The sequence below is a fragment of the Crossiella cryophila genome (genome assembly GCF_014204915.1).
GTDB lineage: Bacteria > Actinomycetota > Actinomycetes > Mycobacteriales > Pseudonocardiaceae > Crossiella > Crossiella cryophila.
On sequence record NZ_JACHMH010000001.1, the window covers coordinates 9,225,880 to 9,238,771 of the forward strand.

At 67.7% G+C, this 12,892-nt stretch carries 10 protein-coding genes; 1 reads left to right on the top strand and 9 read right to left on the bottom strand.

Annotation, left to right across the window (positions count from 1 at the left end; translation table 11 throughout):
* Positions 1-132: 132 nt before the first annotated feature.
* The 6 genes from HNR67_RS39580 to HNR67_RS39605 all read right to left on the bottom strand — a co-directional run bounded on the left by HNR67_RS39580 (position 133) and on the right by HNR67_RS39605 (position 8,252).
* Positions 133-1,332: a hypothetical protein gene (locus HNR67_RS39580; protein ID WP_185008567.1), complete on the bottom strand. Its 1,200-nt coding sequence runs from the start codon at positions 1,330-1,332 to the stop codon at positions 133-135.
* 1,157 nt (positions 1,333-2,489) lie between these two features.
* Positions 2,490-2,813: a helix-turn-helix domain-containing protein gene (locus tag HNR67_RS39585; protein ID WP_185008569.1), complete on the bottom strand. Its 324-nt coding sequence runs from the start codon at positions 2,811-2,813 to the stop codon at positions 2,490-2,492.
* A complete protein-coding gene (locus HNR67_RS39590; RefSeq protein ID WP_221490206.1) occupies positions 2,810-3,865 on the bottom strand; it encodes a tyrosine-type recombinase/integrase in 1,056 nt (351 codons plus the stop codon). The genes HNR67_RS39585 and HNR67_RS39590 overlap by 4 nt, the downstream gene beginning before the upstream one ends.
* A 225-nt stretch (positions 3,866-4,090) precedes the next feature.
* Positions 4,091-6,898 carry a vitamin B12-dependent ribonucleotide reductase gene (locus tag HNR67_RS39595; protein ID WP_185008574.1) on the bottom strand — a complete coding sequence of 936 codons (2,808 nt, stop codon included), beginning with the start codon at positions 6,896-6,898 and terminating at the stop codon, positions 4,091-4,093.
* 152 nt (positions 6,899-7,050) lie between these two features.
* Complete coding sequence (gene nrdR, locus HNR67_RS39600; protein ID WP_185008575.1) at positions 7,051-7,539, bottom strand: transcriptional regulator NrdR; 489 nt, start codon at positions 7,537-7,539, stop codon at positions 7,051-7,053.
* 212 nt (positions 7,540-7,751) lie between these two features.
* Positions 7,752-8,252: a hypothetical protein gene (locus HNR67_RS39605; protein WP_185008577.1), complete on the bottom strand. Its 501-nt coding sequence runs from the start codon at positions 8,250-8,252 to the stop codon at positions 7,752-7,754.
* A gap of 203 nt (positions 8,253-8,455) precedes the next feature.
* Here HNR67_RS39605 and lexA point away from each other — a divergent pair, with 203 nt between their 5' ends.
* Entirely contained in the window at positions 8,456-9,202 is a 747-nt protein-coding gene (lexA, locus tag HNR67_RS39610; RefSeq protein WP_185008579.1) for a transcriptional repressor LexA, read from the top strand.
* 67 nt (positions 9,203-9,269) lie between these two features.
* Here lexA and HNR67_RS39615 read toward each other — a convergent pair whose 3' ends face one another.
* From HNR67_RS39615 to rsmH, 3 genes are read right to left on the bottom strand one after another with little or no spacing between them, the layout of a single operon-like run.
* Positions 9,270-11,201 carry a peptidoglycan D,D-transpeptidase FtsI family protein gene (locus HNR67_RS39615; protein ID WP_185008581.1) on the bottom strand — a complete coding sequence of 644 codons (1,932 nt, stop codon included), beginning with the start codon at positions 11,199-11,201 and terminating at the stop codon, positions 9,270-9,272.
* Positions 11,201-11,923: a hypothetical protein gene (locus HNR67_RS39620; protein ID WP_185008583.1), complete on the bottom strand. Its 723-nt coding sequence runs from the start codon at positions 11,921-11,923 to the stop codon at positions 11,201-11,203. The genes HNR67_RS39615 and HNR67_RS39620 overlap by 1 nt, the downstream gene beginning before the upstream one ends.
* Positions 11,920-12,876 carry a 16S rRNA (cytosine(1402)-N(4))-methyltransferase RsmH gene (gene rsmH / locus HNR67_RS39625; RefSeq protein ID WP_185011650.1) on the bottom strand — a complete coding sequence of 319 codons (957 nt, stop codon included), beginning with the start codon at positions 12,874-12,876 and terminating at the stop codon, positions 11,920-11,922. Before rsmH ends, HNR67_RS39620 begins: the two co-directional genes overlap by 4 nt.
* Positions 12,877-12,892 lie beyond the last annotated feature (16 nt).

The window sequence follows — 12,892 nt, forward strand, 5'->3', positions numbered from 1 at the left end:
ATTGGCCGATGAGTACAGCCACACCGTATCACAGGTACGCGACAGACGGACTTTCAATCCGCCGAGTGTGTACTCTCGCGCCGAGCGTCAGGAGGTCGCCCATTGGTGCCGGTGCTGTCGGCGCCAAATGGGTCACCGAGGTACGGTCGAGCGAGATTCCCTCAGTTGCTGGCTTCCTACTGTGGGGTTGTCGACCGCGCGAGACCCTGCGGAGTTCCCATTGGCCTCGGTGGCCCGCTCAGCCACGTAGGCCGCCCAGTCACGCTTGGCGTACTTCACCCAGCGAACTGCTGTGACGATGTGCAGCCCGAAGAGGTCCGCGAGCACTGCGGCCGGCAGGTCAGTGGCCAGAGCCATCATCGCCGCGTTCCGGGCTGGACGAGTCCGGATTCCCAGCTCGTCCAGGCGCCGACGCAGCCCGGCGATGCTCAGAGGTCGGCCGGGAGTGACGCTGGCGAACAACCAATGAGTACCTGGGTGCGCACGGCCCAGGACTGAGCTCGGGCGACCAGTGTCACGCAGCTTGATGACGATTTTTGCAAGCTTGGGCGGCAGGAGAACGGGCCGTTCGTCGAGTTGGAGGAACGTGTGCTCGCCTTGCTGTTCGACGTGCGCAGCACTTAAGTGGATCAGCCGGGTTGGCGACTGCCCGAATAGAAGCACGAGGGCTCCTGCCACCCGGCCCGTGAGGGCGACGCCATCGTCATCAAGACATCGCTTGAGCTGCTGCCAACGTTGATCGTCGTCCAGAAAACAGGCGGGCTCTCCCTTGGGGTAGCTGGGAATCGTCCCACCTTCCATCAGGCGTCGACCTTTCGCCCAGGCGACGAAGCCATCGATCATGTATCCGCGTCTGGTGGGATTAGCCGTTAGCCACTGATCGATTTCGTCCTGCCGAACATCGGCTAGTTTCCGGTCGATGTCATCGAGCCAGGTGAGCCACTCGAGCGCGACTCGGATCATGGTTCGCGCTCGCCGACCTGCATCGCTGGTGAATGTCCGACGGCTCGCGCGGCTTCGAGCCCGGCGCAGGACGTGCCAGCGGGCGTAGGCGCGTACCAACTGGGCGCGTTCCTCGGGGTGGCTGCTCACCAGCGTGTCGAGCCAGGGATCGATGCGATCGAGGTATTCATCGCGCTCAGGGAGCACTCCCGTGTGAACCAGCGTCTGCCGTACGTGGTTGAGGTGCAGGGTCTGCGGGAACTTGTCGAGCGTCGCGTGGGTTATCTCGGATTCCTCGGACGCGATCTGCGATAGAAGGCGCGCTCCGGCGCTTTTGCTCAACCATCGAATCACTGACCGCGGTTTGTCCACCGCATCGAAGGCAATCACGAGCGGACGGAGTTGCGGGAGAACGCTGCCTTCCGGGTTTGTCAACAAATCGCGTACCCTCTGGGACATCACGCAACGAGCGCAACGACCGCGCTCGTAGAAGTCAGCGGCGGTTCCACAGGCATGGCACGAGTAGTCGGTGGCAAGCCCGACGCACGGTCCGCAGACTCGGCGGCCGAATGAATCCTTCGCGACGAGTACCTGATGCTGTCCACAAGTAGAGCACGTAGCCGGAGAATCCCGAGTCGCCGAATAGCAAGTCCTGCAAACCGGTCCGATGGGCCACACGGTGTGCACGATTCTGGCCCGATGACAGATATAGCAGTCGCGCGGCGCGCGAGGGCGGCACTACTCGCACCTTGGAACGCCGTGTTTACCTCTGTGGCATGGTCGTCGACGCCCACAGACCGAGCACGTCTGGATCGGCCCAGCATTGCAGTTTGTGCAGATATCCGGCTGCTCCGCCGTCGCCGCCTTCGCGATCTGGGCGGTCTTCCCACACCTTCCGCATTCGCGACGGGGTTGGAATGTAAGTCGGTAACATCGTTTACAGACCGCGTTGATCTCGTATCGCATCGCAACCGGCTGTTCGGTCCCACAAACCACACACTTTTCCAGTCGTCGCGGCCTGCACGTCTGACATAGCGGTTTGCCGTCTGCGCGACGAGCAGTTACCCGAAACAGACCACCGCAGTTCGCACATAGTTCGCGGGTCTCTCGGCCATAGCACGTTGGACAGATGACACCTTCCGGAAGACGGGCCATGATTGGCCGCGATTGTCCGCAGCGGCAACAGAGTCCGGTGAGCCTATGGCGGTAGCAGCGCCGGCAAACACGCCCGCCTTCCACTCGATGTGGACGGGCGATAGTACGTCCACAGTCGAAGCATGTTGGCTCGACGATGTCGCCTACACCGAGGTCAACGAGAAGACGGGCCAGGCGACCGAGCGCGAGGGGCGAGTCTGACAGCCCGTGTCGCAGGGCATCTGGATGCCGGGAAAGGAAATCATGGACTTGCCGCATCGATGCGTTCTTGCCCGCAGCGACGATCAGCAGCTCCCAGGCTTGATCGGTGTCCAGACTTGGGACCGCACCCATTAACAGTCGGGTTGTCTTTGCTACCAACGCTTCCGACAGCGGGGCGGGCTGCTTGCGGGTCATAGACCCTCGGGGCGACGTATGGTCGTGCGCCTCGCCTGTGGCGCAGACCGCTTGGCTTCGCCAGCGACCTTGCGAACCTTCTCATTGACAACTTGGACCTCGATCAGGTCGTTGGGCTGGCAGTCGAGGATGTCGCAGAGCGCGGCCAAGGTGTCCATCGACAGCCTTTGGGGCGGCTGGGTAACCAGGCGGAATACCTGCTCGCGGGACAAAACGATTCCGCGTTCTGCCAGCAGGGGCACCAAGTCTGAGGTCTGAAAATATCCCTTCTCCGCCATCCGCAGCCGCAGCCGCCATTGGAAGCCCATCTTCTTGATCACGGTTGGTCCTTCCACAGGTCGGGATGGCGTTCCCTTAAAGCGCGCTGAACCAAGCGGTTGCGGTACTCGTCCGACACGCCCGTGTAAATCGCCGTCGTGCTTCCCCACGAATGTCCGCACTGGTCTTGGACGAATTTCTCGGGGTAGTCGAACTCAACCAAGTGGGTCACGAAGCTGTGTCGCAGCGCGTGCAAGTCGAGCTCGGAAGGAAGGCCAGCCAAATCCCGCACAAGCCCGAAAGTGCGGTTGAGGCGGCGACGTGAGATACGACCACAGCGTTCGGTCACCCACATCGCCGGATGCTTTCCCGGTGCCAGCAACGGGCGGACCTCTTCGAGGTAGTGCTCCATCACGGGCACGATCCAGTCGAACTCGGCGACGGTGAACACGGTGCGCCGCCTGGGTGGGCTGCCGTTAGTGGACTTTCCCCAGCGCACGAACACCCCGCCAAAACGCCCAAAGGCCGGAACCTTGGGGTTATGCCGCCAGTCGGCCACATCCAAGCCGACCGCTTCTTGGCGGCGTAGCCCAAAGGCGTAGATCACCTTCAACATCGCTGAATCGCGCATCGCGGTCAGCGCGCCCTTGCGATGCCGCGACTGAATCTCCTCGACGCGCCCGTCGGAAGCGTCGAACAGGGCCTGCACTTCGTCGTAGGACAGCGGACGACGACCAGGATTGCCCTCGTAGTCGGTGACGTGGCTGATCGTGTTGGCCTCGTGCAGGATCTGCCGCGGTACCGCGCCGAAAATATCCAGGCACTTTGCCGGCCAGCCGTAGCGGGCGTCGGTGACGAACTCGCAGAACATCCGTAGGCAATTCTGGTAGTTGCGCGCCGTCGATGGCGCGATCGACAGCGAGACAATGAACGCCTCAACCTCGGCGGGCTCCCACTGCCACGGGTACTGGTTGGTGTACTCGGCGAACCGGCGCACCAGGTCCAACCGCGGCTTGATCGTGCCGCCAGCCTTCAGGAACCGAGCCCGCTGCTGAGTCTCCCAACCCTCCAGCATCGCCTTGAACACAGCCGACGCCGGATCCAGGTGCACCACGCCGTCAGCCAGCACTAGATGCGCCGCGCCAGGAAGATTAACAGCCCTCTCCATAACGTTGCATCTAACACAACATCGTTGAGTCCTGTCCAGGAGGACTTGATCTTCCCAGGTCAACAACACAGAGTGGGGGCCAGCCCGTCGACTGGCCCCCACTCTGACGTGCGCGCTATCAGCTTGTGCGCACCTTGTTCAATGTTGCATCAAACGCAACTCGGCTCGGTATCAGCTGCAACCCGAGGTCGAGCCGCAGCCCTCGCACACGTAGCAGGACCCCGCGCGGCGCATCTTCGTGCCGCAGGTGAAGCAGAGCGGCGCGTCGGCGGCCATGCCCAGCTGCAACTCGATCAGCTCAGTGGAGCTGCCGACCGTGACCTCGGCCGGCTTGGCCGCGATCTCGCCCTTGCCCGTGGCGGGCCTGGCCTCGACCGTGGTGCGCAGGGCGGTCAGGTCGACCTCGCCGGGGCCGTACTCGGCCTCGACCTGGGCCGAGCGCTCGTCGGCGGTGAAGATGCCGAGTTCGGCGCGCTTGGCGGGTGGGAGGTAGTCCAGGGCCAGGCGGCGGAACAGGTAGTCCAGCAGGCTGGTGGCGATGCGGACGTCCGGGTCGTCGGTCATGCCCGCCGGCTCGAAGCGCTGGTTCATGAACTTCGAGACGTAGAACTCCAGCGGGATGCCGTACTGCAGGCCCACCGAGATGGACATGGAGAAGGCGTCCATGACGCCGGCCAGCGTCGAGCCCTGCTTGCCGAGCTTGACGAAGATCTCGCCGAGGCCGTCGTCCGGGAAGGAGCCGGCGGTCAGGTAGCCCTCGGCGCCGCCAACGGTGAAGGACACCGTCTGGCTGGGGCGCTTCTTCGGCAGGCGCTTGCGGACCGGGCGGTACTCGATGATCGTCTCGGGCTGCCGCTCCCCGGACTTGGTCGCGCTCTTGCCAGCCGAGAGCGGCTGGCCGACCTTGCAGTTGTCCCGGTAGATCGCCAGCGCCTTCAGGCCGAGCTTCCAGCCCTCGTAGTAGATCTTCTCGACCTCCTCCACGGTGGCCGTCTCCGGCATGTTCACCGTCTTGGAGATGGCGCCGGAGATGAACGGCTGCACCGCGGCCATCATCCGGACGTGGCCCATCGCGGCGATGGAGCGCTCGCCCATCGCGCAGTCGAAGACCTCGTAGTGCTCCAGCCGCAGACCCGGCGCGTCCACCACGTGGCCGTGCTCGCCGATGTACTCCACGATCGCCTCGACCTGCTCGTCCTGGTAACCCAGGGCGCTCAGCGCGCGCGGCACGGTCTGGTTGACGATCTGCATGGAGCCGCCGCCGACCAGCTTCTTGAACTTGACCAGTGCCAGGTCCGGTTCGATGCCGGTGGTGTCGCAGTCCATCATCAGGCCGATGGTGCCGGTGGGGGCGAGCACGCTGGCCTGCGCGTTGCGCCAGCCGTTGCGGTTGCCGGTGACCAGGCAGTCCTGCCAGGCGATGGTGGCCAGCTTGTGCACGGCCTTGTCGTTGCTGTGCATGGTGCGGACCAGGTCGTTGGCCGCGGCGTGCTTGCGCATGACCCGCTGGTGGCCGTCGGCGTTGCGGGCGTAGCCCTCGTACGCGCCGACCACCCCGGCCAGCTCGGCGGAGCGCTTGTACGCGGTGCCGGTCATCAGCGAGGTGATCGCGGCGGCCAGCGCGCGCCCGCCGTCGGAGTCATAGGCGTGGCCGGTGGCCATCAGCAGCGCGCCCAGGTTGGCGTAGCCGATGCCGAGCTGGCGGAACTTGCGGGTGGTGTCGCCGATCGGCTCGGTCGGGAAGTCGGCGAAGCAGATCGAGATGTCCATCGCGGTGATGACGAACTCCACCGCCTTGGCGAAGCGCTCGCCGGCGAAGGTGCCGTCCTCGTTGAGGAACTTCATCAGGTTCAGCGAGGCCAGGTTGCAGCTGGAGTTGTCCAGGTGCATGTACTCCGAGCACGGGTTGGACGCGCTGATCCGGCCCGACTCCGGGCAGGTGTGCCAGTCGTTGATGGTGCCGTCGTACTGGATGCCGGGGTCCGCGCACTCCCAGGCGGCCTTGGCCAGCTTGCGGAAGATCTCCTTGGCGTCCCTGGAGTCGATCGCCTCGCCGGTGGTGCGGGAGCGCAGGTGGTAGCTGCCGCCGCCTTCCACCGCCCGCATGAACTCGTCCGAGACCCGGATCGAGTTGTTCGCGTTCTGGTACTGGACGCTGGTGATGTCCTTGCCACCGAGGTCCATGTCGAAGCCGCCGTCCCGGAGGATGCGGATCTTCTCCTCCTCGCGGGCCTTGGTCTCGATGAACTCCTCCACGTCGGGGTGGTCCACGTCGAGGATGACCATCTTGGCCGCGCGCCGGGTGGCCCCGCCGGACTTGATGGTGCCCGCGGAGGCGTCCGCGCCGCGCATGAAGGAGACCGGGCCGGAGGCGCTGCCGCCGGAGGAGAGCAGTTCGCGGGAGGAGCGGATGCGGGAGAGGTTGACCCCGGCGCCGGAGCCGCCCTTGAAGATCAGGCCCTCTTCCTTGTACCAGTTGAGGATCGACTCCATGGTGTCGTCCACGGCGAGGATGAAGCAGGCCGAGACCTGCTGCGGGGAGGCGGTGCCGACGTTGAACCAGACCGGCGAGTTGAAGCTGAACACCTGGTGCAGCAGCATCCAGGTCAGCTCGTGCTCGAAGATCTCCGCGTCCTGCCCGGTGGCGAAGTAGCCGTTGTCCACCCCGGCCTTGGTGTAGGTCAGCACCACCCGGTCGATGAGCTGGCGCAGGCTGCTCTCGCGCTTGTCGGTGCCGACGGCGCCGCGGAAGTACTTGCTGGTCACGATGTTGACCGCGTTCACCGACCAGAAGTCGGGGAACTCCACGCCGCGCTGCTCGAAGTTCACCGTGCCATCGCGCCAGTTGGTCATGACGACGTCGCGATGCTCCCAGGTGACCTCGTCATAGGGATGCACGCCCGCGGTGGTGTAGACGCGCTCCATGCGCAGGCCGGTGGCCTGTTCCCCGGTGGCCGGGGTCCCGACGGTCTCCGTCATGACCTTCTGCTCTCCCTCACTGGCTGCTGCACGCCTGGCCCCGTCCGGTGTCCCCGTACGTTTCGGTCCGGCAGGACTCTTCTTGTTCTTCGCCGCCGCGGTCTTGGCTACCGATCCCTTGGCGCGCTGCCCAGGACGCCGTTCCTGGCTGGTCATTCGCTCTTCGCCGCTTCCTGCTCGTCCCCGGTCTCGGGCTGTTTGGCCTCGCGGAGGTCGAGGATCTCCTTCTCGAAGTCCTCCACCGAGGTGAAGGAGCGGTACACGCTGGCGAAGCGCAGGTAGGCCACCTCGTCCAGCTCGCGCAGCGGCCCGAGGATGGCCAGGCCGACCTCGTGGCTGGGCACCTCGGCCACGCCGGTGGAGCGGATGGCCTCCTCCACCTGCTGGGCCAGCAGCTGCAGCTTGTCCTCATCGACCGGACGGCCCTGGCAGGCGCGGCTGACCCCGCGGGCCACCTTCTCCCGGCTGAAGGGCTCGGTGACGCCGGAGCGCTTCACCACCGCCAGCACGGCCTCCTCGACCGTGGTGAACCGGCGGCTGCACTGCGGGCAGGACCGGCGACGGCGGATGACCTGGCCCTCGTCGACCTCGCGGGAGTCCACCACCCGAGAGTCGGCATGCCGACAGAATGGACACCGCACGGTCCTCGCCCCTTCCCCGCACCAGCCGCCTCGACCCAATCAGTGGGACAAAGACAGCGGTGTAACTACTAGATGTAGGGGTAGAAACTAGGCCGAGCGGGTTAAGGAAGCAAGTTGACAGGCGCATGTCATCACGCGTTACGGGGACATGCGAGCGGGATCACGCCTTCAGGTGAAAGACAGCCCAGTTCAGGGCCGGATCGCGGCCGGGCTCAGGGCCGGGCGGGATCGGCGTCCAGGTCGGGCACCCACAGCGGCTGACCGGCGTGCGGACCGTTGGACAGCGAGGCGTTCAGCTCGTGGATGCGCGCGATGACCTCGGCGGTCGAGCGGCCGGGGGCGACCCGGCGGGCCAGGTCGGTCAGGGTCTCGCCGGCGCCGAGCTGGGTGAGCATGGTCTTGGCGGGCAGCGGGGCGGTGTCGCCGCCCATCCGTAGTTCGGCGAGCAGGCCCAGCCCGAGCACGGCCAGCGCGGTGACCAGGGCGACCAGCACCACGTCCACCCAGGTGGCGCGGCGGCGGGCCGGCCCGCAGGTGGCGATCACCCGGCCGGACTCCCCCGTCGACAGCTCGCTGTCCGGGCGCCCGTGCGGCCGCGCGCCGTCCCCGGCCCGGCGGACCCGCAGGCTGCGCCGCTGCCAGGCGACATGGGCGGGCACATGGCCGGTCCCGGCCTGCGGCTGCGCGGTTTCGGTGTGCGTGAGCGCCGACATGACGTCTCCATCCAACGCGAGCGGTCCCTGGCTCGGACGTCCGATCGAACGCCTGTTCGATCGAACGTCCGTGCGAATGTCTACCACCACGGCGCGCTGATTTGAAGCATTTCCGGCGTGTCGTTCGAACACCCGTTTGATCTGGACACGCTGTGCGACTACCGTTCGAACCTGAGTTCACCTGGGATCTGGAGGGCACCCCCGTGGCACGCGAGACGACCAAGGAGCCTGTTCTTACCGGCGCTGAACCCGCTGCCGAGGCGGGGGATGCGGCGCGACGGGCCGAGGTGCACGTCCTACCGGAACCGGTGGCCGAGGGTGCGGAACTCGTGGGGCTGACCCCAAGGCAGACCAAGGTCCTCGAGGTCATCAAGGACTGGCTGGAGCGCTTCGGCTACCCGCCCAGCATCCGGGAGATCGGCGAGGCGGTCGGGCTGAACTCCACCTCCTCGGTGGCGCACCAGCTGCGCGCGCTGGAGCGCAAGGGCTACCTGCGGCGCGACGCCAACCGCCCGCGGGCCTACGGCGTGCGCTCGCCGGAGGGTGAGGAGGAGCCGGAGGGCTTCGCCCGCCCGGTCCCGACCTACGTGCCGGTCGTCGGGCGCATCGCCGCCGGTGGCCCGATCCTGGCGGAGGAGTCGGTGGAGGAGGTCTTCCCACTGCCCAAGGAGCTGGTCGGCGAGGGTTCGCTGTTCCTGCTCAAGGTGGTCGGCGACTCGATGGTCGACGCGGCCATCACCGACGGGGACTGGGTGGCCGTGCGCCAGCAGCCCGACGCGGACAACGGGGACGTGGTGGCCGCGATGATCGACGGCGAGGCCACGGTGAAGACGTTCAAGCGCCGGGACGGGCACGTCTGGCTGATGCCGCACAACCCGGCCTACGAGCCGATCCTGGGCGACGAGGCGCAGATCCTGGGCAAGGTCGTCGCGGTGCTGCGCCGCCTCTGACCCACACGCTGACGAAAGCCCCGCTCCGGCTGCCGGAGCGGGGCTTTCGCGTCGCTGGACCGGGTGGTCAGCGCACGATCAGGTTCTGGATCGGGCTGGGCTCCGGGGAGACCGGGATCCGGTAGCGCTGCACCAGGTAGGAGGCGACCTCGTGGAAGAGCGGGGCCGCGGACTTGCCCTCCGCGCCGCCCTCGGAGGGCGCGTCCAGCATCAGCGCCACCACGAACCGCGGGTTGTCCGCTGGCACCATGCCGGCGAAGGTGATCCAGTACTGGCTCTGGCTGTACCGGCCGTTCTCGACCTGCTGCGCGGTGCCGGTCTTGCCGGAGATCTGGTAGCCCTCCAGCGCCGCCGCGGGTCCGGTGCCACGCAGGTCCGGCTTGCCCGGCACCTGCTGCACCACCGCGCGCATCATGTCCCGCACGGTCTTGGCCGTCTCCGGGGAGACCACCCGCACGCCGTCCGGACGCTTCTCCTCGCGGCGCTGCTTGGCATCGGCCCCGCCGCCGGGGGTGGAGACGAGTTCGGCGCGCACGATCCGCGGCGGCACGCGCACCCCGTCGTTGGCGATGGTCTGGTACATCCCGGCCATCTGCAGCACGGTCATGTTCAGGCCCTGGCCGATCGGCAGGTTGCCGAAGGTGGACTGCGACCACTGCGCGCGCGGCGGCACCGTGCCCGGCGACTCGCCGGGCAGGCCGACGCCGGTGCGCTTGCCGAGGCCGAACTTGGCCAGCATGTCGGCGAAGCGGTCCTCGCCGATCTCCTTGGCGGTGAGCAGGGTGCCCACGTTGGAGGATTTGGCCAGCACCCCGGTGAAGGTCATCCGCTCGGTGCCGTGGTCCCAGGCGTCGGAGACGACGTGGCCCGGGTAGCTGATGCTGCCCGGCACGCTGAGCACCGTGGTCGGGGTGACCAGGCCGTGCTCGATCGCGGCCGCGGCGGTGACGATCTTGTTCACCGAGCCTGGCTCGAACGGCGAGGTGACCGCGAACCGGTTGAGCTGGTCCTTGGTCGCGGTGCTGAAGTTCTTCAGGTCATACGGCTTGTCATCGGCCAGCGCGTAGACCTCGCCGGTCTTGGCGTCCAGCACCACGGCCGAGCCGTTGCGCGCGCCCACCCGGCGGACGTAGTCGGTGAGCTGCTGCTGCAACCGGTACTGCAGGTCCGCGTCGATGGTCAGTTCGAGGTCGGAGCCGGGCGTCGGCGGGATCAGCTCGCGCTCGCTGCCGGGGATGACCGCGTCCTCGTTGTTGGCCACGGTGTCCACGACCCGCTTGCCGTTCTTGCCGGTCAGCAGGTCGTTGCGCATGTTCTCCAGGCCTTCGATGCCGGCCAGGCGGTTGGGCTTGTCCTCCATCCGCCAGTTCGCGAAGCCCAGGATGTCGGAGGCCAGCGTGCCGCCGGGGTACTGCCGTTCCTCCCGGAACTCGGCGCCGACGTCGGAGAACGCCTTGGTGATCTCCCTGGCCTTGCCGGGCTCCACGTTGGGCGCCAGCACCACGTACTTGACGTCCTTGCGCAGCTTGTCCAGGATCTCGTTCTCGTTGACCGCCTCGCCGAGCACCTGCTTGAACTTGGCCGCGATGTTGCGCTTGCGCTCGTCCCCGTTGGGCACGTGGTCCTTGACGCCCTTGGTCTTGGCCTCCTCGGCCAGCTTGTCCCACTCCTGGTTGATCCGCTGCGGCAGCGCGTAGAGCGCGCGGACCTGGCTGGAGAAGGCGAGCAGCGCGCCGTTGCGGTCGGTGATCGAGCCGCGCGGGCCGGGCAGTTCCTGCGGGGTGCTGCGCTGGCGCTGGGAGGCAGCGGAGAGTTCGCCGGCGTTGATGATCTGCACCTCGACCAGCTTCACCCCGGCCGCGACCAGCGCGATGACCAGCATGATCCGGCCGACCACGGCTCGGGTGCGATGGTTGCCCATCCCGCCGGGCGGGCGGCTGGTCCGGGCGCCGCGGACGGACCGCGACCGGACCGGGCGGCTCGTGCGCGAACGCTGCATCAGCCGGCTCCTCCTGGCTGGCCCACGCCGGCCGGGCCACCCGGTTGCTGCTGCCCCTGTGCGGGCTGTCCGCCGGGCTGTCCCTGCTGGTCCGGGGCGCCGGGCTGGCCCTGCGCGGGCTGACCCTGGCCGCCACCCTGCTGTCCCTGGTCGGGCGGCGGGTTCTGCGCGGGCGGGGCCGGGTTCTGCGCGGGCGGGTTGGCCGGCGGGGCCGGGTTCTGCACGGGCGGACTCGGCTGCTGCCGGGGCGCGGGCTTGACCGCCTTCGGCTCGCCGACCAGGCCCCAGCTGCCGTCCGGCCGCTGCACCAGCATGGCCGGGTCGACCGCGGGCAGCAGGCCCATCTCCCTGGCCTTGCGGTCCAGCTCGGCCGGGGACTCCTTGGTGGCGACCTCCCGGCGCAGCAGCTCGACCAGTTCGGCCTGGGCGCGCGCGTCCTTCTTGATCTGCTCCAGCTTCACCGAGTCGGCGGCCGCGGCCGTGGTCAGCCACAGCGAGGTGACCAGGCCGATGCCCAGCAGCGACATCACCATGAGCACGAACGGCGCGCGGAAGCCGGTCGCGGCGGCGCGTTCCTGCACCGGCCGCAGCCAGCGGTCCTTGCGTTGCTCGCGGCGGGCGTAGGCGCGTTCGGCGGCGTCGGAGCGGCCGCGCTCGCCCGGCTTGGCCGGGCTCGCGTGCTCCGGCAGTTCGGGCGGGGTCTGCCGTGCTGGTGCGGTCATGTCGCCTCCCTGATCCGCTCCGCGGCCCGCAGCCGCACCGAGGCGGCCCTCGGGTTGACCGCCTGTTCCTGTTCACCGGCCTGTTCCGACCCTCGGGTGAGCAGCTTCAGCTCGGGGCCGTGACCGGGCAGCTCCACCGGCAGTCCCGGCGGTGTGGTCGAGGTGGCCCGTTGGACCAGCACCCGTTTGACGATCTTGTCTTCCAGCGACTGGAAGGACATCACCGCGATCCGGCCGCCCAGCCGCAGCGCGTCGACGGCGGCCGGGATGGCCCGGCGCAGCACGTCCAGCTCGGCGTTGACCTCGATCCGCAGTGCCTGGAAGGTCCGCTTGGCCGGGTGTCCGCCGGTGCGCCGGGTGGCCGCGGGGACGCTGGCATACAACAGGTCCACCAGGCGTCCACTCGTGGTGAACGGCTCCTTCTCCCGCTCGCGCACCACGGCGGAGGCGATCCGGCCGGCGAAGCGTTCCTCGCCGTAGTCGCGCAGGATCCGAGACAGCTCGCCCGCGCTGTAGGTGTTGAGGATGTCCGCGGCGGTGACCGGCCCGCTCGGGTCCATTCGCATGTCCAGCGGGGAGTCCTTGGAGTAGGCGAACCCGCGTTCCACCGCGTCCAGCTGCAGGGAGGAGACACCGCAGTCGAAGAGCACGCCGTGTACCCGCGGTATACCGAGATCGAGCAGCACCTCGGGCAGCTCGTCGTACACCGCGTGCACAAGATGGGTACGCGAGTTGTATACCGCGAGTCGCTCGCCGGCGAGCTTGAGCGCCTGGGTGTCCCGGTCCAGACCGATCAGCGTCAGCCGGGGGTGCGCGGCCAGCAATGCCTCGGAATGCCCGCCCAGACCGAGCGTGGCGTCGACGACCACGGCGTCCGGTCCGCTCAGCGCGGGTGCGAGCAGCTCAAGCGTGCGATCCAACAGGACCGACACGTGCTGCGGCTGCCCCGTCATGGCGGTCACTACCTCT